Origin of the sequence: Peptoniphilus senegalensis JC140, assembly GCF_000321025.1 — a bacterium.
Taxonomy (GTDB): Bacteria; Bacillota; Clostridia; order Tissierellales; family Peptoniphilaceae; genus Peptoniphilus_A; species Peptoniphilus_A senegalensis.
In genome coordinates, this window is the sequence record NZ_HE610717.1 from 99,010 (window position 1) to 122,247 (window position 23,238).

The 23,238-nt window shown below is 31.2% G+C and carries 14 protein-coding genes; 8 read left to right on the top strand and 6 right to left on the bottom strand.

Annotated elements, in window-relative coordinates; genetic code table 11:
* The first annotated feature begins 420 nt into the window (after positions 1-420).
* The 3 genes from PTSHG_RS09015 to PTSHG_RS00675 all read left to right on the top strand — a co-directional run bounded on the left by PTSHG_RS09015 (position 421) and on the right by PTSHG_RS00675 (position 8,341).
* Positions 421-4,815, top strand: a complete 4,395-nt coding sequence (locus PTSHG_RS09015) for a S8 family serine peptidase (RefSeq protein WP_019107000.1) — start codon at positions 421-423, stop codon at positions 4,813-4,815.
* A 323-nt stretch (positions 4,816-5,138) separates the two neighbouring features.
* On the top strand, positions 5,139-6,962 hold the full coding sequence (locus tag PTSHG_RS09990; RefSeq protein ID WP_019107001.1) for an S-layer homology domain-containing protein: 1,824 nt from the start codon (positions 5,139-5,141) through the stop codon (positions 6,960-6,962).
* 179 nt (positions 6,963-7,141) lie between these two features.
* The gene (locus tag PTSHG_RS00675; RefSeq protein WP_019107003.1) at positions 7,142-8,341 is read left to right on the top strand and encodes a dicarboxylate/amino acid:cation symporter; all 1,200 of its coding nucleotides are present in this window, start codon (positions 7,142-7,144) and stop codon (positions 8,339-8,341) included.
* Positions 8,342-8,588: 247 nt separating this feature from the next.
* On the opposite strand, the gene PTSHG_RS00680 is transcribed toward PTSHG_RS00675, so the two are convergent.
* From PTSHG_RS00680 to PTSHG_RS10000, 4 genes are read right to left on the bottom strand one after another with little or no spacing between them, the layout of a single operon-like run.
* Positions 8,589-8,900: a DUF5960 family protein gene (locus PTSHG_RS00680; RefSeq protein WP_019107004.1), complete on the bottom strand. Its 312-nt coding sequence runs from the start codon at positions 8,898-8,900 to the stop codon at positions 8,589-8,591.
* Positions 8,897-9,241 (bottom strand): hypothetical protein, encoded by a 345-nt coding sequence (locus tag PTSHG_RS00685; RefSeq protein WP_019107005.1) that lies wholly within the window; start codon positions 9,239-9,241, stop codon positions 8,897-8,899. Before PTSHG_RS00685 ends, PTSHG_RS00680 begins: the two co-directional genes overlap by 4 nt.
* Positions 9,242-9,272: 31 nt before the next feature.
* Complete coding sequence (locus PTSHG_RS10335; protein WP_238318686.1) at positions 9,273-9,950, bottom strand: DinB/UmuC family translesion DNA polymerase; 678 nt, start codon at positions 9,948-9,950, stop codon at positions 9,273-9,275.
* Positions 9,947-10,684, bottom strand: coding sequence for a Y-family DNA polymerase (locus PTSHG_RS10000; protein ID WP_238318688.1), 738 nt, complete (start codon positions 10,682-10,684; stop codon positions 9,947-9,949). Before PTSHG_RS10000 ends, PTSHG_RS10335 begins: the two co-directional genes overlap by 4 nt.
* Before the next feature lie 199 nt (positions 10,685-10,883).
* Between PTSHG_RS10000 and PTSHG_RS00695 the strand changes: the two genes are divergently transcribed.
* The 5 genes from PTSHG_RS00695 to PTSHG_RS00710 all read left to right on the top strand — a co-directional run bounded on the left by PTSHG_RS00695 (position 10,884) and on the right by PTSHG_RS00710 (position 19,722).
* On the top strand, positions 10,884-14,132 hold the full coding sequence (locus PTSHG_RS00695) for a helicase-related protein (RefSeq protein WP_019107006.1): 3,249 nt from the start codon (positions 10,884-10,886) through the stop codon (positions 14,130-14,132).
* A 1-nt stretch (position 14,133) separates the two neighbouring features.
* Positions 14,134-14,751, top strand: coding sequence for a DUF4391 domain-containing protein (locus tag PTSHG_RS00700; RefSeq protein ID WP_019107007.1), 618 nt, complete (start codon positions 14,134-14,136; stop codon positions 14,749-14,751).
* Positions 14,744-14,947, top strand: a complete 204-nt coding sequence (locus PTSHG_RS10005) for a hypothetical protein (RefSeq protein ID WP_238318689.1) — start codon at positions 14,744-14,746, stop codon at positions 14,945-14,947. Before PTSHG_RS00700 ends, PTSHG_RS10005 begins: the two co-directional genes overlap by 8 nt.
* Before the next feature lie 163 nt (positions 14,948-15,110).
* Positions 15,111-16,607, top strand: a complete 1,497-nt coding sequence (locus PTSHG_RS09025; protein WP_238318690.1) for a site-specific DNA-methyltransferase — start codon at positions 15,111-15,113, stop codon at positions 16,605-16,607.
* 1 nt (position 16,608) lies between these two features.
* A complete protein-coding gene (locus PTSHG_RS00710; protein WP_019107008.1) occupies positions 16,609-19,722 on the top strand; it encodes a type III restriction-modification system endonuclease in 3,114 nt (1,037 codons plus the stop codon).
* 262 nt (positions 19,723-19,984) lie between these two features.
* On the opposite strand, the gene PTSHG_RS00715 is transcribed toward PTSHG_RS00710, so the two are convergent.
* Both PTSHG_RS00715 and glmS read right to left on the bottom strand, forming a co-directional pair.
* Complete coding sequence (locus PTSHG_RS00715; protein WP_019107009.1) at positions 19,985-21,238, bottom strand: hemolysin family protein; 1,254 nt, start codon at positions 21,236-21,238, stop codon at positions 19,985-19,987.
* A gap of 81 nt (positions 21,239-21,319) precedes the next feature.
* Positions 21,320-23,146, bottom strand: a complete 1,827-nt coding sequence (glmS, locus tag PTSHG_RS00720; RefSeq protein ID WP_019107010.1) for a glutamine--fructose-6-phosphate transaminase (isomerizing) — start codon at positions 23,144-23,146, stop codon at positions 21,320-21,322.
* Positions 23,147-23,238: the final 92 nt, after the last annotated feature.

Here is a 23,238-nt window from a genome sequence, read left to right on the forward strand (position 1 = left end):
TTTTTATGTCTTGAAGTAGGACTTTATTGGCGTAAATATTTTTTTATTATAGTTAGCTTTTTAGAAAATGCTAAGTTGTAAAATTAAATTTGACAAAAATAAATGTTAAAACAAAAAATTTCAAAAATTAAAATCAAATGTTCATAAAATAAATTAACAATATTACTGAAATACATTTAATACAAGAATATTTTTAAGTTAATATTTTTAAAATTTATATAAATTTGTAAAGCGAGTTAGATTATTAAAGGAATTTTATAAATCACAGAAATAATAATATTTTTAATTAATTTGTTTTGTTAAAAATACAATAGTTTTATTAAAGAAATGAATATTGAAAAAGTAATTTTCTGGTGCTAAACTTTATTAGGTAAAAAATGATGATAATTATTATCGTTATAAAATCTATTTGGAGGAATTATGAATAAGAATTTAAGAAATTTTTCATCGTTGACTTTGTCAATGATATTTGTAATGAGTTCTTTTAATGGAGTTTTTGCGGAAAATAATATAGGCAATAATTCTTTAACTGAAACTCAAAAAATTGTTAGAGATAAAAAAGATTTTGATTTAAAGAAGAGTAAAATACTTGAAGACTTTGAAAAGGAAGAGCCAAGTGTAAAAGTTAAGAGAGATAAAGTAGTTTATTTTGTAGAATTTGAAGATAAGGCAAATAAAAATGAAATTTTGCAGACTTTAAATAAGATAAAAAATTTAAAGGTTCTATATGAGTATAATATTATTTTTAAAGCTGTCTCTGTTGAAACTTACCCTGAAGAATTAGATAATTTAAAAAGTATTAAGGGTGTTAAAAATGTTGAAAGAGCAGGCAAATTAGTTCCACTTATGGAAAATGCGAGAAAACTTGTAGGTGTTGATAGTGCCAGCGATTATCTAAAGTCTTTAAATGCAATAAATGCGAACCTTGGGAAAAATTATGATGGTCGTGGTATGGTTATTGCTAACATTGATACAGGAATGGATGCAAGTCATAAGGCAATGAGAATTGATGATGATGCGAAGAATTCTTTAAAGATTAGAAAGGAAAATTTAAAGGGTTCGGATAAGGAATTCTGGCTATCAGATAAAGTCCCTCATTCTTTTAATTACTTAAATGGTGGTAAGATTACTACAGAAAAACATGACGATGGTTCTGATTATTATGATCCACACGGAATGCATATAGCTGGAATTTTGGCAGCAAATGATACTTTAGAAGATGTAAAAGCTAACAAAGGAATAAGAGGTATTGCACCTAATGCACAAATTTTTTCTTACAAGATGTATTCTGATGCCAGTGACGGTTTTGCTGGAGATGAGACTATGTTTCATGCCTTTGAAGATTGCATTAAGCATGATGTAGATGTTATTTCTGTTTCTTCTGGTTTTACGGGAACTGGTTTAGTAGGAGAAAAATATTGGTATGGAATTAGAGCTCTGAGAAAAGCTGGTATTCCTATTTGTGTTGCCACTGGTAATTATGCAACCTCATCTTCTAGTTCATCTTGGGATAGATATGCAAATAATTCTTTGAAAATGACAGACACTGGAAATGTAACAAGAACTGCTGCGCACGAAGATGCAATCGCTGTTGCATCATCTCGTAATACTAAAATTGATTATGAAGGCGTGAACATTGGCGGAAGAGATTTTAGATATTCTCAAATTGGTGCTTTCTTTGATAAAAATAAGTTCTCTCAAGACAAATATAATTTTATTTACTTGGGACAATGTCAAGATGAAGATATAGCTGGAAAAGATTTGAAAGATAAAATTGTTGTAATGGATAGAATTTATACTAAGGATTTGAAATTTGCCTTTAAAAAAGTTTTTGACAAAGGGGCAAAGGGATTAATTGTTGTAAATACTGTTTCTTATTACAATAGAGATGACTGGGAAAGTATTCCTGCTATGGGATATGAGCAAGATGAAAATACAAGAGTTCCAGTATTTTCTGTATCAGGTATGGATGGAAAATTAATCTGGGATATGATTTGTGATAGAAAAGTTGATGATAAGGAAGACTTTAAAGCAAAAGACTCAGATTATAGAATTGATATGGCAAAATACAATTCAAAGAAACCAAAAGTTGGAGATGAAAGAGAACTTAGTCTTAAATTTTTAAACCATAAAATTGCATGGGAGGATACTAATGTGCCAGCAGGTTCAACTTCATGGGGTCCAAGGATTGATTTGATGTTAAAGCCTGATGTTTCTGCTCCAGGTAAAAATATTTATTCAACTTTAAATAAGATAAATGGTGTCGACACTTATCAATATATGTCAGGAACATCAATGGCTGCTCCAGTAGTATCAGCTTCAACTGTTTTAATAAGACCGAGAGTTAAAGAGCTTGTAAATGAACCAGTTATAAAATCAAGAGGCATAGATATAACTTCTCTTACAAAGATTATGCTCCAAAACACTTCGACTCCAATGATTGATCCAACAACTGATGATGGAAATGGAAATTATTTATTTGCTTCGCCAAGACAACAAGGATCAGGCTTAATAAATGTTGAAAAAGCCTTAAAGAACAATTTAATTGTTTCTTACAAAGTTGAAGATTCTAAGGGAGAAATGAATTCTTACGGAGCTGTTTCATTAAAGGAAATTAAATCTGATAAAAAAGATTTTACAATTAATATAGACAATCCATCTGATAAAGCTATTACTGTAAAAGTAAGTTCATCAAAAATCACAACTGATGGAGAAGTAGCAAAGAAAAAATTAGACGAAGAGTATAAAGATGAAAATAGCAAAGATGGAAAGCAAGTAGTTGCAGAAATTCATCCTAAAGAAGTTTCTGGAGCAAGCATAACTTTTGCACAAGATGAAATAACAATACCAGCAAGAGGATCTTATGATTTGGGAGCTACATTAAATGTGGGCGAAGCAATGAATAAGGACCAATTTGTCGAAGGCTATATAAAATTTGAATCTAAAGAAGAAAAAAGTAATGCAAAAGATCCTCAGCCATCACTTTCAATGCCAGTAATGGGCTTTGCAGGAGATTGGAATAAAGAACCAATCGTTGATAAGTGGGCTTGGGAAGAAGGCTCAAGGTCAAAGGGTATTGTAGGTTATGATGATGAAGGAAATCCTAAAATTCCAGGGACATTAAATAAAGGTCGTGGAGGAGAGCATGGCATAGATTTATTTAAACCTGCTGGAGTAATTCAAAATAGGGAAACTGAAAATAAAACTTTAGACCAAGACCCTGAATTATTTGCTTTTAATAACTCACAAGACTTCAATATGAATTCTAGTGGAGATAGTAAAATTATTTCTGGAAATGAAATTGATAGAGGTCTTACACCTAGTCCATTGATTTTAAGATCTGCATCAGACTGTAAAATTTCAATTGTAGATACAATGGATGAAAATAATCAAAAGCCACTTAAAGTTATTACAGTTGATCATTTTATAAAGGGAATTTTAAATTCAAAGAGAAGTGACGCAAAGGGAATTAAGGGCTCAAAGTTAAAAGTTTATGGCGATTTGAGATGGGACGGATTAATTTATAATCCTCATGCAGAAGATAAAACTGATCCAAATTATGTTGAAGGAAAATTCGATCCAATTGCAGAAGGTCAATATTATTATAAATTTGAGTATAGACTTTCTCCAAAATATCCTTATCAAGTTTCATACATTCCTGTAAAAATAGATAGAACTGCACCAAAAATTGTTAGCCTAAATGCTGAAAATCCAGATGAAATTATTTTAAAGGTTAAAGATACTTATCATCTTCAAAAAGACAAGACAAAAACTCTTTTTGAAAGAGACCAAGAAAAAAATCCAGCTGAATTTAATGAAGTAAACAATAAAGTTTGGTTTGCAGGGGCAGCTTTTGTAAATGAAGATGGAGATATAGAAGAAAACTTAAAGGTAGTTAACACTGGAAAAGTTGACAAGTACGGCAGCTTTGAAATGGATAGCGAAGGAAATTCTGTTTATAAAATCCTTGGTGCAAATAAGAATCTTCTTGGCAAGACTTTAGAAGTTGCAGCTCTTGATGGTGCTTCAAATTTTACAAATCTATATAGGATAAAATTTGATAAAGAAGTTAAAAATGGAAAGCTAGAATATTTCCTAGAAGATGAAGATGGTCAAGCTAATAAGAAGCTTGGAGAAATTGATGCATCTAGGCTTAAAAATGTAGAAGTAAAAGAAGATAAAAAAGAAAACAAGGCAAAAGATAATAAAAAGAAGGATTATGGTAATCCTGAAATAAGTATAGAAAAGAATAGTTCTTATATAAAAGAACTTTCTGAGGATGATACTAAGAGAATTATAAAACCAAAGGAAATAAAGAAAACTAATGAATTCACTGGAGAAGATAGTATTGATTATGACTACGGCGATATTAAATCAATAGATGAATATGGTATTCCTTCAAGATATTCTGATGGTTCTCCTATGGAATTTAAGGATAAAGATTTGAGTACATTAAAGGATATGGGATATATTGGAAAAATTATTACAGATTCAAATGGTGGATTTGACATAAGGGGAGAAGTTAAAAATGTTTCTCCAGACGCAAAGATTTATTTTGTATCTACAACAATGGCAAAGACAAATAAGAGGGAAGAAGTAAAGAAAGTTCCAGGTTCTTATGATGAAAATACTCACAGTCTAAAATTTAATCTATGGGCAAATAAGGATGATGTAGATAATACTAAAGGAAGTGACTTCAAAGGCGATCTTGAATTTTATGTGTCAGATAGTGGAAAGATAAGTAAAAGTATTTTCCTTAGAATGCCAAAAGAAAAAAATACAAGTGTAGAAAAAAAGAATCATCTAAAATATTAACTTCACAACATAGCATTGTTGAGCTTGGAGCAGAAAATCTTGGTGGAGAATTAAAAGAAGACAAAGATGAAAATGGAAAAACTTTCTACAGAGTAAAAGATGAGCTTAGAATAAAAAAAGGTTATGGCGTTAGAGTCATTTCAAGAAATCCAGGCAAGACAAACTTAGACGCAAATTACACTGAAGATTTTATAAATAATGATGAAGATGTAAAAACTTTTGAAGCTAATATAAAAGTTTTAGATGGATTTAATGTAGTTAGATACGAAATCTATAAATTAGATGGAAGTAAAGATATTAAAGAGGAAAATCTAATTGAAGAAATGGGCAAGTGTTTCTATATTGATAGAGATAAAGTTCAATTGAATATGGATCCAGATACTTTTTATCCATATACTGAAGCTGATAAGGGAGAACTTTATTTTAGAAAGAGCCCTCATACATTGAGAGGTAAAATTGGAGACAAGGGCGGATTTAATTGGCATCTTAGAATAAATGAATCAATGATTGACCAATATTTAATTTATGGCGATTTAAAATCTGATAATTCAAAGGAATTTGAAGTTAAATTAGATGTTAGAGATAACGATGTAATGGATTGGTCAGCAAAGGATTATAAATTAAATGGGCCTGAAGGTGGAATTTTATCGCAATATAGAATTTACATGGACAGTGTCAAACCAGAAATAAAATTATCTAAAGACGATAATTCAGAAAATCCAATTACTTTAAACTATGGGGATAAAAAAGCTTATTTAAAGGTTTCAGATAAGAGAGATGAAGACAAGCCTGGTCGTATCGAAAAAATTAAAATTTTTGCAAATGGTAAGGAGTTTGACCAAAGTAAAAATTTAAAAGATTTTGCTCGAGATGAGAAAATTGAAATAAAAGTAATAGCATCAGATTATGCAAGAAATACAAGTGTAAAAATATTTGAGTTAGATTTAGACAAGGATGAAATTACTGAAGTAGAGAACAAAGACGTAAAAGTAAAAGTAAATGGAAATGAAGAAAGTGTAAAACAAGGAGAAGATTTTGTCCTTCCAGAATACAAGGGAAATGTAGAGGCAAATAAAAAATTCATTGGTTGGAATGTAAGAGGAGTTACTCAAAAGCCAGGACATATATTCCTAACTAAAGAAGATATTGAAATTGAACCAGTATTTGAAGAAGTTAGCCAAAAGAAATATACTGTAACTTTTGAGGCAAATGGAGGAAGTGGAAAAATTCCATCTCAAACAGTTACAGAGAACGAAGAAGTTGAATTGCCACAAAACACATTTGTAGCACCTGAGGGTAAAGTTTTTGATGCTTGGATTGTTTCAGGAGATAGAAATAAGAAAAATGCTGGAGAAAAAATTAAAGTTAATTCAGATATAACAATTACAGCATTTTGGAAAGACATTAAGAAAGAAAAACCAGCAGATGAGAATAAAAAACCATCTGAAGATAATTATCCTGACAAAAAAGAAAATGAATCAAATAATAATTCAAATAAAGAAAATAATTATCCATTAATAAAAAATAGAAATCAGGAGAAAACAAGTCCTGTCTTTACAAATAGTGGAATAAAAAATAATACAGGAAGTATATTTTCAACTAATGATGATAGTACAAATGGACTTGAAAGTCATTGGGCAAAAGATGCAATTAATAATGCAGTAAATAAAGGTTACTTTAAAGATATTGCAGAGTTAAATAATTTTATGCCAGACAAAAATCTCACTAGAGCAGAATTTGTAACAATACTTGGACGCGTAGCAAATGTTGACACAAGTAAGTATAAAAATAAAGTATTTTCAGATGTAGATGAAAATAAATACTATGCTCCTTATGTTGATTGGGCATACAAAAATAAAATAGCAAGTGGCTTTGGCGATAATACCTTTATGCCAGATAAAGAACTTACTAGAGAAGAAATGTGTGCCTTCCTATCAAGATTTAATAAAGTAAATAAATTAAATAATAAGGTAGAAAATACAAATATTGATTTTAAAGATGAGAAAAATATTTCATCTTGGGCAAAAGATTCTGTAAAAGAAATGGTTAAACTTGGTCTTATAAAGGGAATGGAAGATGGCAGGTTTGCACCAAAAGAAAAGCTAACAAGAGCACAAATTGCACAAGTTGTATTTAGCATGAAATAAATTAAATAAAATTTAGTCAAAGACCACCATAGTTTAACAAGGTGGTCTTATTCATTTATTTTCTACAATTAGTTCTTTGAGAATATTTTTAAAAAATTTATACTTTTATTTTTCTAGCGTGGTAAAATATGAATATGAAGTAAAACTTCAAATTGTGTATAATTTTATAAGGAGGAGAAATGAAGAAGAATAGTTTTTTCAATTCATTAGTCTTTAAACTAATCTTAGGAATTATCATAGGTATTTTAGTTGGAAGCCTTGCTAATGAGCCAACTATTGTAGTAATTGATTCGGTTAAGAGAGTTATTGGAGATTTAATAGGTTACATAGTGCCGCTAATTATTTTAGGTTTTATAACTCCAGCAATAGTGTCCTTAAAAGAAAGTGCAGGAAAAGTTTTAAGTGTAACTCTTGCTATTTGTTATATTTCTTCTGTTGGAGCAGCAACTATGAGTTTCTTGGCGGGTAAAGCAATTATTCCAAACTTAAATATTGCTTCAAATGTTGGAGCAGGCAATGCTATTCCAGAGTCAATTTTTAAACTTTCAATTGCTCCAATTATGCCAGTAATGACAGCACTTATAACATCAATTTTATTTGGAATTGCAGTTATTGTTACAAAATCAAATACTTGGGAAAATTTACTTTTAGAATTCAATAAAATAGTATTATTCATAGTAAATAATGTTGTAATAAAAATACTTCCTATTTATATTGCAACTACTTTTGCTGCTCTTTCATATGAAGGAGTAATTATAAATGAACTACCTGTTTTTATTAAAATAATTTTAATAGTAATAGTTGGACATTTTATTTGGATGGCTCTTATGTATTCCTTAGCAGGAGCAATGTCAAAGACAAATCCTAAGGAAGTTTTTGGTCATTATCTGCCAGCCTATTTGACAGCCGTTGGAACAATGTCATCAGCAGCAACTTTGTCTGTTGCATTAGAGTGTGCGAGAAAATCAAAAACTTTAGATCCAAAGATAAGAGACTTTGCCATTCCGCTTTGCTCTAACACGCACTTATGTGGGTCAGTTTTAACAGAAGTATTTTTTGTAATGACAGTTTCACAAATTTTAAATGGAAGGCTTCCAGAAACTTCTAATATGATTGTCTTTATAGTTTTACTTGGAATTTTTGCGATAGCTGCACCAGGAGTGCCTGGAGGAACAGTAGTGGCATCACTTGGACTTATTACATCAGTTCTTGGCTTTAACGACACAGGAACAGCTCTTATGCTTTCAATTTTTGCACTACAAGATAGCTTTGGAACAGCTTGTAACGTAACTACAGATGGAGCAATTGCCCTTATGGTTACAGGAATATTTAATAAAGTACCTGGAAGGGAAAAGACAAATAAGGCTAAAGAGGCTTAAAAATTAATTTTATAATAAAGAAAAAAAGACCAAGACTTGGAAAATTATCCTAAGTCTCGGTCTTTTTTTGGCAATAAATAAATGGTTATGTAAAATATTTGATAGATTTCTTATTTGGAGTTTATCTTTTTATGTTGATATACAAAGTTTATTGAAAAAGATATGTAGATAGTTATAAAAACTTATTAAAGTTAAAATAATATACGAATTAAAAAATTGCAAAAAAAAATCAGCCAAGGGCTGAAAACTATTTACCAAAATATAAGTTAAAAAATTCTGCAGTAGATAGATTTCCAATATACTCAAATTGGCTGATATACTTATTATCTTTATTACTAAATCTTTTGAAAACAAAATAATGATCTCTTTCATCTACTGAATTTTTTGCATTAAGTTTAAAATAATTGTGTCCAGTTGAGACCATATGAAGCAAGAAATCATCGGTTAAAAAAGTAAGCGGAATATTAATAGTGGCAAACTTATAAAAATCTTCTTCAAAGCATTTATAATTACTAGAGAAGTAATCAAACTGAATACAATTTTTTTCTAAATCCTTCATAATTCCTCCATTAAAGCCATTTTAATAATATCATCAAAAAAAATATTAAGACTTTCATCTGCACATAAATAAATACTATCGCCAAAAATATCTTTTATTTTGCCATGATAGGGACTTTGTCTAAGTCTTGTATAGACCATGACATAAAGTCCATTTACATAAACCTGACTTATTGCAAGGATAATTTCATCGTTAGACATACTTTGAGAGACATCAATGACATTACCCATGTGAGCAAGAGCAGAAGTGTGTTCAGAGATAAAAAAACCAATCCACTTAGCCATGCCTTTGTCCACGTAATCTCTTGCAGATTTAAACCTAAGATAAGACCTATCAACCATAAACACCTCCATAAAAGTCAAATATTTAAAATCATATAGCACCATCCATGCCACCACAGTGTCCACCAATTAACTTACTCCTCTCAATAACACGAGAACCTTCCAATAGACAAGTTGCCCTTTGAACAGAAGTGAAACCAAACCTGTCACGAATAGAATCAATAGCCTTGTCAAGATTTTCCTCACGCTCAATTTTCCTATAATCATCAAAAAAATTAAAAATCGTAGAAGACTCGTCCACTAAATTATCATAAGTAACGCCAAGATTTCTCACAGCGCCGCCATTATACCTTTCACGGAAAAGCTTCAAAACCTCGCCACACAAAACTCGAGTGGACTGACTTGGAGAAATAGTCCTCCTAGCGTTGATGGACTTTTTATTTTCACTGTAAGAAAAACCAAGATGAATAGAAATAACAGTAGCCTTCTTCTTGATTCTTCTGATTCTAATGGCGACCTGCTCAGCAATTTCACATAAAACAATTTCAATTTCATATTGACTAGAATAGTCGCGAGGAAGAACTTGAGAATTGCCAAGACCATTGGACTTAGGCTTGTAGGGCAGAGTAACCTTGGACTCATCAACACCATTGGCATGAAACCAAAGCTGTAGACCAATGACGCCAAGTTTCTTTTTTAAAGTGTCAGGATTATAATTGGCTAGTTCCTTGACAGAAAAAATATAGAGTTCATTTAACCTCTTTTTCATCCTAGAGCCAATGCCCCAAAAATCAGTGAGCTCATTAATGCCCCAAACCTTTTTTTCAACATCCTCATAAGACCAATTAGCACGCATAGTCTTAGTTTTTTTGCCTCATTGTCAAGGGCAAGCTTAGCGAGAAGAGGATTTGCATTGCTCATTCCAACAGTAGAATAAAGACCAGTAGACTCCCAAATATCTTTTTGAATCATAGAAGAGACAATATCAAGCTTATCCCTTCTAGAAATATTTTTATTGGGAACAAAATAATTAAGACTGCTAGTTAAGTCAATAAAGCCTTCGTCAATAGAGTAGGGGAGAATCTCCTTATCAGAAGCATAATTTTGAAAAATTTTTTGGATTTTTAAATTTTCCTTAATATAAAGAGCCATCCTTGGAGGGACAATAAAAGTATTCTTCGCCCAACTTTCGATATAAGCTATGTAATCTTTTGTAATTTCAATATTTTGTTTTCGAGCCTTTTCGAAACTGAACTCTCTTGTGTCAACATCAAAGGGAAGATCGCTGGCACGTCCAACATTACTTTTGCCAAAAACCCTTTTAAAAGTAGGAGAACTTGCGAGGATGAGTCCCTTAGAGTTATCAGCCCTACTCATGACACATAAAGAAGTAGAAAGAGGGTCCAAGTTTCTCATGACGCACTCTACGCTGGAGTAGAATGATTTAATATCAATAAAAGCAATATCAGACCTTGGTTCCAAAGAATAATTAATAATAGACATAAGCCGCCTCCTAGAATAAAGTAGATTTGAAATATATATTTAAACGAAAGTTTGTATACCTATATTTTAGAATATTTGAACGAAAAATTCAATTGAATTGATAGAAAAAAGAAAATATGTTTATAAGAACAATGAAAGTAAAAGTTATTTATCACTATGTTATAATTAGTTTAATGAAAAATTTTTCGAGGTAAAAAAATTGGAAGAACAAGTTAAATTAATAGACAATGTCAACAACACTTTAAAAGAAGATTTAAAGAATCAAATAAAAAAATCAAGTAAAATTTCAATAGCAGCAGCGAGTTTTTCTATCTATGCCTTTGATCAGATTAAAGAAGAATTAAAAAATATAGATGAACTAAGATTCATATTTACATCACCAATTTTTATAAAGGAAAAATCAAAGAAAGAAAAAAAGCAATTTGATATTTTTACAAAAGAACGCGAGAACAGTCTCTATGGAACAGAGTTTGAAGTAAAACTTAGAAATGAAATGACACAAAAATCCATAGCTAAAGAATGTGCTGACTGGATAAGAGAAAAAGTTACCTTTAAATCAAATATATCAAACGAAAATATGATGGGATTTATAAATGTGGATGATAAGTCTTATTCTCCAATTGCCAATTTCACAACGGTGGATTTGGGATGCGAGAGAGGTAACAATGCCTACTACTTGATTCAAAAAACATCAAAGCCTTTTAGTGAATATTATTTAAATTTATTTGATGAACTTTGGGATGACAAAGAAAAGCTTCAAGATGTTACAGAAGAAATATTAGAGAATATAACAAATGTCTACAATGAAAATTCGCCAGAATATTTATATTTTGTCACTCTTTATAATATTTTTAATGAATTTTTAGAAGATATATCAGAAGATGAACTTCCAAATGAATCAACGGGATTTAAAAATAGTAAAATTTGGAATATGCTCTTCAACTTTCAAGAAGATGCAGCACTAGCAATTATAAATAAACTAGAAAAGTATAATGGATGCATTTTAGCAGATTCAGTAGGTCTTGGTAAAACCTTTACAGCGCTAGCTGTAATAAAATATTATGAAAACAGAAATAAATCAGTTTTAGTTTTATGTCCTAAAAAATTATCAGAAAACTGGAATATATATAAAGGAAACTACATCAACAATCCCATAGCTGAAGACAGAATGAGGTATGATGTATTATTTCACACTGATTTAAGTAGAGATAGGGGTCAGTCCAATGGATTAGACTTAGATAGAATAAATTGGGGAAATTATGACTTAGTAGTAATAGATGAGTCCCATAATTTTAGAAATGGTGGCAAAATATCAGAAGATGACGAAAAAGAAAATAGATACTCCAAGCTACTAAATAAAGTTATAAGAAGAGGTGTCAAGACAAAAGTTTTGATGCTATCAGCAACACCAGTAAACAATAGATTTAAGGACTTGAAAAATCAGTTGGCATTATCTTATGAGGGCAATAGCGATTTATTAAGTAGCAAATTAAAAACAAGTAAAAGCATAGAAGATATATTTAAACAGTCCCAAAGAGCATTTAATACTTGGAGTAAACTATCTGCTGACGAGAGAACAACAACAAGATTATTAAATTCATTAGAATATGACTTTTTTGAACTCCTAGACAGCGTAACTATAGCGAGATCAAGAAAGCACATTCAAAAATATTACGATACCAAAGATATAGGGAGCTTTCCAAAGAGAAATATTCCTATTTCAAAAAGACCTGGGCTTACAGACTTAAAAAGCACAGTTAATTATAAAGACATAGCTGAAGTTTTAAGTTCTCTCAACCTAGCAATATATACGCCATCAGACTTTATACAAGAAAGTAAACTTTTTAAATACACAGAAAAATATGACTCCAACCATGTCAGTGGAGGGCTTACACAATCTGGAAGAGAAAAAGGAATTAGAAGACTAATGGCTATTAACCTCATGAAGAGATTAGAGAGCTCTGTCAATTCCTTTAACTTGACATTAAAAAGAATAAACGAACTAATCACTGATACAATTCAAAAAATTGATGACTTCGAAGAAAATAGGAAGAATGAAGTCCTAGCCATGGAAGATTTTTCTAATATAGATCTTGATGGGGATGACATGGATGATGATGACTTTGTAATAGGTCGCAAGGTCCAAATAAATATTGAAGACATGGATTATCTTTCATGGAGATACAACTTATCCAAGGATAAAGAATACCTAGACCTATTAATTTCCATGGTAGATGACATAAAACCAGACCACGACATAAAATTACAAACTTTATTTGAAATTATAGACGAAAAACAAGAATGTCCAATAAATGAAGGAAATAAAAAAATATTAATCTTTACTGCCTTTGCAGACACAGCAGAATATATCTATGAGAATGTATCAAAGTATGTTAAATCAAAATATAATTTAGAGACAGCTCTAGTGACAGGCTCAACTGATGGAAAGACAACAATAAAGTCTGTGAGGACAGACTTAAATACAGTACTGACACTTTTCTCACCAATATCCAAGGGAAAGGATTTATTGTTCCCAGATAGAAAAGTAGAAATAGATATATTAGTAGCCACAGACTGCATATCAGAAGGTCAAAATCTACAGGATTGCGACTACCTAATAAATTATGACATACACTGGAATCCAGTGAGAATAATACAAAGATTTGGAAGAATAGACAGAATAGGCTCAAAGAACAAAGAAATTCAATTAGTAAACTTCTGGCCCGATGTAGACCTAGATGAATATATAAACTTAAAGGGAAGAGTGGAAGGAAGGATGAAAGTTGTCAATCTAAGTTCTACAGGCGACGACAATGTCCTTACACCAGAGGAAGAAGTAGAGCTAGAGTACAGGAAAAAGCAACTAAAAAAACTTCAAGAAGAAGTAGTTGACCTGGAAGATATGAATACAGGCGTAAACATAATGGACTTAGGACTAAATGAATTTAGACTAGACTTATTAAATTATGTGAAAAATCATCCAGAAGTAGAAGATGCACCTAAGGGAATGAATGCAATAGTAAAATCCACAGAAGAATTGCCGCCAGGAGTAATATTTATACTTAGAAACATAAGGTCAAGCGTAAATATAAATAACCAAAATAGACTCCATCCCTTTTACATGATTTATATAAGTGAAGAAGGCGAAGTCCTCATAAATCATTTGCAATCAAAGCACATACTAGACACCTTTAGATTACTCTGCAAGGACAAATTAGAAGCAGATAAAGAACTTTGCAAGGCCTTTAACAAAGAGACAAGGAACGGAAAAAACATGTCAGAATATTCTGCTCTCTTAGAAGAAGCAATATCTTCCATAATAGAAGTTAAAGATGAAGACGAAATAGACAGCTTTATATCAGGTAAAGAAATTAGCTTTTTTGATGAAAAAATAGAAGGACTCGATGACTTTGAGTTAATAAGTTTTTTAGTAATAAAGGACCATTAAAATGTTTAATTTACCAGAAGCAACAGAAATAAGAAAAAATATTTTTAAAAATAAAATATATAATAAATATAAAGAAGAATTAAGTGGCAACAAAAAAGAAAAATTCGACAGGGAAATATCAAAAATAATAATTACAAATGAGATTTCAGAAAAGACCATTAAAATTCCAAAGACAGAAGAAATTTCATCAATTTTTATAATAAAGATAGACTTAAAAACAAGGGACTACACAGAATCAAACATAGTCCTAATAACAAGGCTTTTTGGTCAAAACATACTTTACATTTTAAATTACAAGGACCAATACAAGCTTGCCATATTTAAAGATAAACTGATCACAAGCCAGTGGAAGAAGGAAGAAGAAATAGACCTAAGGCTGCAGGGACTTAACCTGTCAAGCATTTGGGATAACTTAGTAATACAAGTTGGAGATATAAAAGTAGAAGAGGGCAAGACCCTAGAAGAGCAAATAGAAATAGACGAGAGAAGGGAAAAATTAGAAAAATTAATATTAAAGACAAAAAAGAAAATGGCAAGAGAAATTCAAGCAAAGAAGAAACACGAACTATTTAAAGAGTTGAAAAAATATAAAGAGGAGCTAGAGAAGTACAATGGATAAGCTAAATATGCAGACAAAAAATTTGGCAAATGAAAAATTTGAAATTTTAAAGGAACTTTTTCCAAACGCCATTACTGAAAGTATTAATGATGATGGAGAGCTTGTTAGAGCAGTAGACAAAGATGCTCTAGAGCTTGAAATATCAACAAATGTAGTGGGGGGGGGGTATAGAGAGATACCAATTTACATGGCCTGAAAAGAGAAAGGCAATCCTAAATGCCAATGCGCCAATATCAAAAACCCTAAGACCATGTAGAGAAGAAAGCCTAAACTTTGATGAGACAGAAAACTTATACATCGAAGGCGACAACCTAGAAGTTCTAAAGCTTTTGCAAGAAACTTATCTAGGTAAAGTAAAAATGATTTATATAGATCCACCTTATAATACGGGCAGTGACTTCGTCTACAATGATGATTTTAAAGAATCAACTGAAGAATATTTAGAGAACAGTGGGCAGTTTGATGAAGAGGGAAATAGGTTAGAGAAAAATTTAGAATCAAATGGTCGCTTTCACACAGATTGGCTCAATATGATTTACCCAAGACTTAAACTTGCAAGAAACTTATTATCTGATGATGGAGTTATTTTTATTTCTATTGATGACAATGAACAAGAAAATTTAAAAAAAGTTTGTGATGAAGTTTTTGGTGAGTCAAATTTCGTAGCATCGTTCATTTGGCAAAAAACTTTCAGCCCTAAAAATAATAATAAATTTGTATCTGAGGATCATGATTTTATTATCTGCTATACAAAAAATAAAATGATTTTAAAAGAGCTTAATAAATTACAACGAAAAGATGAAAATAATAAAGCTTATAAATTTAATGATAACGATGGAAAGGGATTATATACTTTAAGCGATTTAACTATAGGAGAAAAAAAGGGTTATGATATTCACTGGAATGGAAAAATATACAAAGAACCACCGACAAGAGGGTGGGCATTTAATGAGAAAAGGATGTATGAGCTAATAAAAGAAGGAAGAGTTTATCTACCAGAAGAAGAAAACAAAAGGCCGAGATATAAGAGATATCTTTCAGAAGTTCCTGGAATAATATCAAAGACTATTTTACCATATGACTTAGTCGGACATACGCAATCATCTAAGCAAGCTTTGGATAATTTGATTGGTATTAACATATTTGATTATCCAAAGCCTATTGAATTAGTAAAATATTTTGAACTTATTGCATCAAATAAAGATTCATTAATTTTAGATTTTTTCTCTGGTTCCGCAACAACAGCTCATGCTGTTATGCAACTTAATGCTGAAGATGGTGGCAGTAGAAAATTTATTATGGTGCAACTTCCTGAAGAGACTGATGAAAAATCTGAAGCCTACAAGGCTGGTTACAAGAATATTTGTGAAATAGGCAAGGAAAGAATTCGCCGAGCAGGCAAAAAAATCTTGGAGGACAACAAGGACAAGGAAGGCATAGAAAATTTAGATATTGGCTTTAGAGTTTTAAAGACTGATACTTCTAATATGAAGGATGTTTATTATAAACCAGGAGAGCTAAATCAAAACTTTCTAGATACTTTAACAGATAATATTAAGGAAGACAGAAAGGGCGAAGACCTCTTATTCCAAGTCATGTTAGACCTTGGCATTCCTCTTTCCTCAAAAATAGAGACTGAAGATATTGATGGCAAAGAAATTTTTATTGTAGATGATGGCTACTTAATTGCTAGCTTTGACAGGGATATTGACGATTCTATAGTGACAAAAATTGCAAAGAGAGAACCTGCCTTTGCTGTTTTTAGGGACTCATCAATGAAGAGCGACTCTGCCCTTAACAATTTTGACCAAATTTTTGAAAGATTAAGTCCTGAAACTACTAGAAGGGTGATTTAGTATGAAATTTAATTTTAGGATACAAGATTACCAAACTAGGGCTGTCGAATCTGTAGTAAATGTCTTTAAGGGACAGAGCAATTCCAGCGGCATCAAGTATAGGATAGATCCAGGTAGAAAAAAAGTTACTAAAGACACTCAAAGAAAATTTGCCCTTGATAATAATCAAAAAGTTTTTGATGATGAAGTCATGGAATTAGGCTTTAAAAATAATGTACTTGAAATAGATAAGGTCCAAATTTTAAATAATATAAATACTATTCAGTTGTCCAATAATATTAGGACCTCAGATTCTCTTGTTGAGGGGCAAGGGGCTTGTTCTCTTGACATTGAAATGGAAACTGGAACGGGCAAGACTTATGTCTACATCAAGACCATGTATGAACTAAACAAAAACTATGGGTGGTCTAAATTTATAATCGTAGTTCCTTCCATTGCCATTCGCGAAGGTGTAAAGAAGTCATTTGAGATGACTGAAGAGCATTTTATGAAAATATATGGTAAAAAGATAAGATACTTTATTTATGACAGCAAAAATTTAAATCAAATTGAGGCTTATTCTTCTGATGCTGGTATTAACGCTATGATAATAAATACTCAAGCCTTTAATACCTTGAAGGAAGGTGCAAATAATAGTGTCGCTAGAATTATTTACAGCGAAAGAGATGATTTTAATTCTAGAAGACCTATTGATGTAATAAAGGCAAATAATCCAATTTTAATTTTAGATGAGCCACAAAAAATGGGTGGAGCAGCTACACAAAATGCCTTAAAAAATTTTAACCCTCTTTTTTCTATTAACTACTCTGCAACTCATGCCAAGGAACACAATCTTGTCTATGCACTTGATGCAGTAGATGCCTTTAACGAAAGACTGGTTAAAAAAATTGAGGTCAAGGGCTTTCAAGTTAAAAACTTTAGGGGAACAGACAAGTATCTCTACTTAGATGAAATTATTTTGTCTAAAAAGGAAGCGCCCAAGGCGAGAATTGAGTTTGAAATCAATTATAATAAGTCAATTAATAGAGAGATGAGGATTTTATCTGTTGGTGACAATCTCTATGAAATTTCCAAGGGAATGGAACAGTACAAGGGCTTTTCTATTGCTGAAATTGACCCAATAGCTGGCTTAGTTAAGTTTACCAATGGTGAAGAAATAAAAAAAGGTGATGTCTCTGGTGATGTGTCTGAAAAGGACATGAGGCTTATTCAAATTAGAGAAACTATAAAATCCCACTTTGAAAAGGAAGAAGAATTATTTAACAAGGGCATCAAAACTCTTTCATTATTTTTCATAGATGAAGTTTCTAAGTACAGGCAATATGATGAAGATGGAGAAGAAGTCCTCGGCGAATATGGGAAGATATTTGAGAGAGAGTATAATTCTATTTTAAATGAATATATTACTCTCTTTGACACAGATTATGTTAAGTATTTAAAGTCTATTGATGTCAAGGATACCCACAAGGGATATTTTTCCATTGATAAACATGGTCGTGCTATAAATAGTAAAGAAAAGGGTACTGAAAAGATCTCTGATGATATTTCTGCCTATGATTTGATTTTAAAAAATAAGGAAAGACTCCTTAGCTTTGATGAACCAACGAGATTCATATTTTCTCACTCTGCCCTTCGTGAAGGTTGGGATAACCCAAATGTATTTCAAATTTGCACTTTGAAACATGGTAACAGTGCTACTATGAAGAGGCAAGAGGTTGGTCGTGGACTGCGCCTATGTGTAGATAAAAATGGTTATAGGATGGACACAAAAACTCTTGGAAGAGATGGGGTTCACTCAATTAACAAGTTGACTGTTATTGCCAGTGAATCTTATAAGAATTTTGTAAGTGATTTGCAAAAAGAAACTAAGGAAAACTTGCATGACAGACCTACTAGGGCAAATATTGATTACTTTACAGGCAAGATTATTGAAAAAGATGGTGAAAAACACAAACTTACGGCACAAGAAGCAAGTATATGTTATCAGTATCTTGTTAAAAATGATTATGTTTCCAATGATGGGGAAGACAAGATAACTGAAAAATATCATGTAGATTTAGAAAATAATAATCTAGCTCCAATGAATGAATTATTAAAGCCAGTGGAAAAAGAAATTCATGCATTGATTCAAAGAGTATTTAATGACAGCGACTTAGATAAGATGATTGATGATGGTCATGAAACTAAGGTGTTAGATAATGATTTAAATGACAATTTTTATAAAAAGGAATTTCAAACTTTGTGGGGATATATAAACCACAAGTACTCTTATATTGTTTCCTTTGACAGCGATGAATTGATAGAAAAGTCAATAAAATCAATTAATGAAAACTTATATGTTTCTCGACTTCAATATACAGCTTCAGTTTATGAACAAAAGGGCAATATAACAGTTCAAGAAGCTAAGGAAGGTTTTTTATTTAAAGCTGAAAAGACGCAAACTTTCAACTTAGATAGCTACGAGAAAAGCAATATTGAATATGATTTGGTTGGCAAAATTGCCGAGACAACAGTTTTAACTAGAAAGACAGTTGTTGAAATTTTAAAGGGAATTAAAGCCTTTAAATTTTTAATGTATAGAGAAAATCCTGAAGAGTTTATTAGCAAGGTTTCGAGATTAATTAAGGAACAAAAGGCTACAATGATTGTTGAGCATATTTCATATGATAAGACTGATGGAAAATATGATTCTTCTATTTTTACAGCAGAAAAGAATGGAACAATAGATAAGGCTTTTAAGGCAAAAAAACATATCAAGCCTTATGTATTTACTGATGGAAGTGCAGATAAATCTGTAGAGAAAAAATTTGCTGAAGACTTAGATGGAGCAGCTGAAGTTTGTGTCTATGCAAAACTTCCTAGAGGATTTTCAATACCAACTCCAGTTGGCAATTATTCTCCTGACTGGGCAATTGCCTTTAATGCAGGTATGGTTAAGCACATTTTCTTCATTGCAGAGACTAAGGGAACGATGGAGAGTTTGCAACTAAGGCCAATTGAAAAGGCAAAGATATCTTGTGCAAAAAAACTATTTAATGAAATTTCAACTGAAGATGTAGTTTATCATGATGTTGATAGTTATCAAAGCTTATTGAATATAATGTCAACTTTATGATTGAGAAAATTCTATTAAGTAGAGCTAATTATTATAGGACTAAACTCGGGCTTTATGCTCGGGTTTATTTTTTGTATTCTTTAGCATTAATAAACCACCAGCTATATTAGTTGGAGAAGATAGGCTTTAGCTTCAAGAAAAAAACCTCCCTTAGCTATATAATTACTGGCAGTAGCATAAATAGAAAAGGGAGGTATCCAAAATGGATAAAAACATTTTATCACATAAATAAATCCAATAGTGACTTTAGAGAGTTTTTCTTTTATTTATCTTTTTCTTGAAATTCCAAAATAATTTTTTCGATTCTATTTTTCTCTTTCTTGGCTATGGTAAATTTTAAACCTGAAATATTTATAACTTCATTTAATTTTGGAAATCTGTCAAGGTGCTCGATTATAAAACCTCCAAGGGAATCAAATTCTTGGCATTCCAGTTCTGTGTCAAACTTTTGATTTATTTCGTCAATGTTAACTGAGGCGTCGATTAAATATTTTCCTGGACCTATATTTATTATGTCTTCGTCTTCTTCTGTGTCATACTCGTCAGAAATTTGTCCCACAATTTTTTCGATTATGTCTTCAAAGGTAATCATGCCTTCAGTTCCACCATATTCGTCTGTAACTATGGCAACAGATAGTTTATGTTGTCTCATTTCAGAAAAAAGTGTCCCAGTAGGTTTGTACTCATAAGTAAAGAAAGGCTTTTTGAAATAGGATTTATTTTCAGATAAGGTTTTTGTCCTATCCATGTGGAAAATATCTTTTACATTTAAAATGCCAATAACATTGTCTAAGTTGTCTTCATACACTGGCATTCTTGAATAAGAATATTCAGAAATTTTTTCGATAATATCTTCATAGGAATCATCAATTTCAATTGCCACAATATCTGTCCTTGGTGTCATTATGTCCTTGGCATAATTGTCCTTAAAGCCAATTACATTTTGAATCATCATGGACTCATTTTTATTTATAATTCCTTCTTCCATACCTAAATCCATGGCATCAATTAGGTCATCTTCAGTGATAATTGGCTCCTTATAAGATTTGTCTTTTATTACAAGTTTAATAATTGTTTGAGACATAAATGTTATAAACATAGATAGAGGTCTTATAAAAATAATTAGAAAGTTCAAAAATTTTGCATATTTAGGAACAATGACTTCATAATTATTTTTGCCTAATTTGCGAGGAAGACTTTCGCCAAAAATTATTACTATTATTGTGGATATTATTATTCCCAAAATTATTCCCAGATAACCCCAATTAGTGTAAGCAAAAAGTGATGCAAAAATCACAGTAAGTGAATTGCAAAAGTAATCTAAAATAAGTGTTGAAGAAAAAATATTTTCTTTCTTAACAAGTTTTTTTATTATGTTTAAGTTTTTTACTTCTAAATCCTCAAGCTTTGAAAGTTTTACAGGCCCAAGGGCGAGATAGGCATTTTCTATTAAAGTAAATAAATAAGAAAAGAAAAGTGCCACAAGGGATATAAGTAGGTATATATATTCACTCATAAAATTCAACTCCATTTTTCATTATATACCCTAAAAGTATTTATGAAAACTAAAAAAAGCTGCACTAGGCAGCTTTTTTCTTTATTCAACTGTAACTGATTTTGCCAAATTTCTTGGTTTATCTACATCATTGCCAAGTAATACTGAAGCATAATAAGCGATTAGCTGTTCAGGTATTACTGCAAGAAGTGGTGTGAGTAAATCAATTGTGTCTGGAATTTCTATCATTACATTTGATGAATCTCTTACAAAATTATTTTTTTCTTCTGCAATGGAAATTACTGTGGCACCTCTTGCAATTAGTTCTTGATTATTTGAAATAGTTTTTTCTAAAATCAAGCTTTGTGTTGCAACTGATATAACTGGTGTGCCTTCTTCTATAAGGGCGATAGAGCCGTGTTTTAATTCTCCAGAAGGGAAAGATTCTGTGTGAATATAAGAAATTTCCTTTAGCTTTAGTGCTCCTTCTTTTGCAGTTATATAGTCTAAGCTTCTTCCTGTGTAGAAAATTGATTTTGCATCTTTTATTAATTCAGCAATATCTTCAAAAACATCTTTATGTTTTAAAATTTCTTCAATTTGTTCTGGAAGTTTTTCCATATTTTCAATTATTTCTTTTACTTCATCTTGACTAATTTTATTTAGCTTAAGGGCAATGTCCATAGCCAAGAAGTAAAGTGAAATGACTTGAGTTGTGTAAGCCTTAGTTGATGCAACAGAAATTTCTGGGCCAGCGTAACAGTAGACAACTTTGTCAGCTTCTCTTGAAATAGAAGAGCCAACAACATTTGTAATGGCAAGTGTCTTTGCACCTTGCTTTTTAGCTTCTTTAAGGGCAGCTAAGGTGTCAGCAGTTTCCCCTGATTGTGAAACAAAAATTACGAGAGATTTATCGTCTATGAACATATTCTTGTATCTAAATTCAGAAGCAATTTCTGAAATAACAGGGATTTTTGCAAGATTTTCTATTGCAAATTTGCCAGCTTCTCCTGCATGAAAGGCCGTTCCACAAGCAGTTATATAGATTTTATTTATGTTTTTTAATTCTTCTAAGGAAAGACTTCCTTCTGCTGGAAGATTAATTTTATAATTATTGTGTTTAATTGAAATAACTTCACGCAGTACACGAGGTTGTTCGTGAATTTCCTTGATGAGAAAGTGATCGTAACCTTCCTTTGATGCATCAGCAGCAGAAATTTTAACTTCACTTATTTCTCTCTCAACTTCTTTGTGGTTCTTGTCATATATTGTGTATGAATTTTCATTCATATCTACAATATCGCCGTCTTCAAGATAAATTATTTTATTTGTGTGTTCAATTACAGATGTAATGTCACTTGCTACAAAATATCCATCATCACAAAGAGCAAAGAGAAGAGGCGAAGAGTTTCTCACAGCTATAAGTCTATTTGGATCATTTTCATCAATGATGCCAAGACTGTAAGCCCCTCTTAAAATTTCTGTTGCTTTAAAGACAGCTTCAAGTATGTTGCCCTTATAATTGTCAGAAATTACATTTGGTATTATTTCTGTATCAGTTTGTGAAAGAAATTTATAACCTTTATTTGATAAATTGCTTTTAAGTTCTAGGTAATTTTCAATAATTCCATTGTGAACTACAGAAATTTTACTGTCACTTGAAAGATGAGGGTGGGCATTTATTTCATTTGGTTCTCCATGAGTTGCCCATCTTGTGTGACCAATACAAATATTTGATGAGAACTCATCTTGGTCAAAGGAGTCCTCTAAAACTTTTATGCGACCCTTCTTTTTAAAAGTCACAAGTTTATTATCTCTTATCATAGAAAGGCCTGCAGAGTCATAACCTCTGTATTCTAATTTTTTTAAGCCTTCCAGCACTAATTTTGTTGCATTATTTTTTCCAATATATCCAACTATTCCGCACATATTTCTACCTCCAAATTTATTAGAGATTCACTACATTTATTTTGTTATAAAATTGCTTTTATTTTTTGTAAAATGTTTAGGCTGTGAAACCT

What these genes read in the sequence shown, in the direction of transcription:
- PTSHG_RS10335 (WP_238318686.1), bottom strand. Translation starts at nt 9,950, where the DNA reads ATGAAAAAGAGGTTAAATGAACTCTATATTTTTTCTGTCAAGGAACTA.
- PTSHG_RS10000 (WP_238318688.1), bottom strand. Translation starts at nt 10,684, where the DNA reads ATGTCTATTATTAATTATTCTTTGGAACCAAGGTCTGATATTGCTTTT.
- PTSHG_RS00680 (WP_019107004.1), bottom strand. Translation starts at nt 8,900, where the DNA reads ATGAAGGATTTAGAAAAAAATTGTATTCAGTTTGATTACTTCTCTAGT.
- PTSHG_RS09025 (WP_238318690.1), top strand. Translation starts at nt 15,111, where the DNA reads ATGATTTATATAGATCCACCTTATAATACGGGCAGTGACTTCGTCTAC.
- PTSHG_RS10005 (WP_238318689.1), top strand. Translation starts at nt 14,744, where the DNA reads ATGGATAAGCTAAATATGCAGACAAAAAATTTGGCAAATGAAAAATTT.
- PTSHG_RS09015 (WP_019107000.1), top strand. Translation starts at nt 421, where the DNA reads ATGAATAAGAATTTAAGAAATTTTTCATCGTTGACTTTGTCAATGATA.
- PTSHG_RS00685 (WP_019107005.1), bottom strand. Translation starts at nt 9,241, where the DNA reads ATGGTTGATAGGTCTTATCTTAGGTTTAAATCTGCAAGAGATTACGTG.
- PTSHG_RS09990 (WP_019107001.1), top strand. Translation starts at nt 5,139, where the DNA reads ATGGGCAAGTGTTTCTATATTGATAGAGATAAAGTTCAATTGAATATG.
- glmS (WP_019107010.1), bottom strand. Translation starts at nt 23,146, where the DNA reads ATGTGCGGAATAGTTGGATATATTGGAAAAAATAATGCAACAAAATTA.
- PTSHG_RS00700 (WP_019107007.1), top strand. Translation starts at nt 14,134, where the DNA reads ATGTTTAATTTACCAGAAGCAACAGAAATAAGAAAAAATATTTTTAAA.
- PTSHG_RS00715 (WP_019107009.1), bottom strand. Translation starts at nt 21,238, where the DNA reads ATGAGTGAATATATATACCTACTTATATCCCTTGTGGCACTTTTCTTT.
- PTSHG_RS00675 (WP_019107003.1), top strand. Translation starts at nt 7,142, where the DNA reads ATGAAGAAGAATAGTTTTTTCAATTCATTAGTCTTTAAACTAATCTTA.
- PTSHG_RS00710 (WP_019107008.1), top strand. Translation starts at nt 16,609, where the DNA reads ATGAAATTTAATTTTAGGATACAAGATTACCAAACTAGGGCTGTCGAA.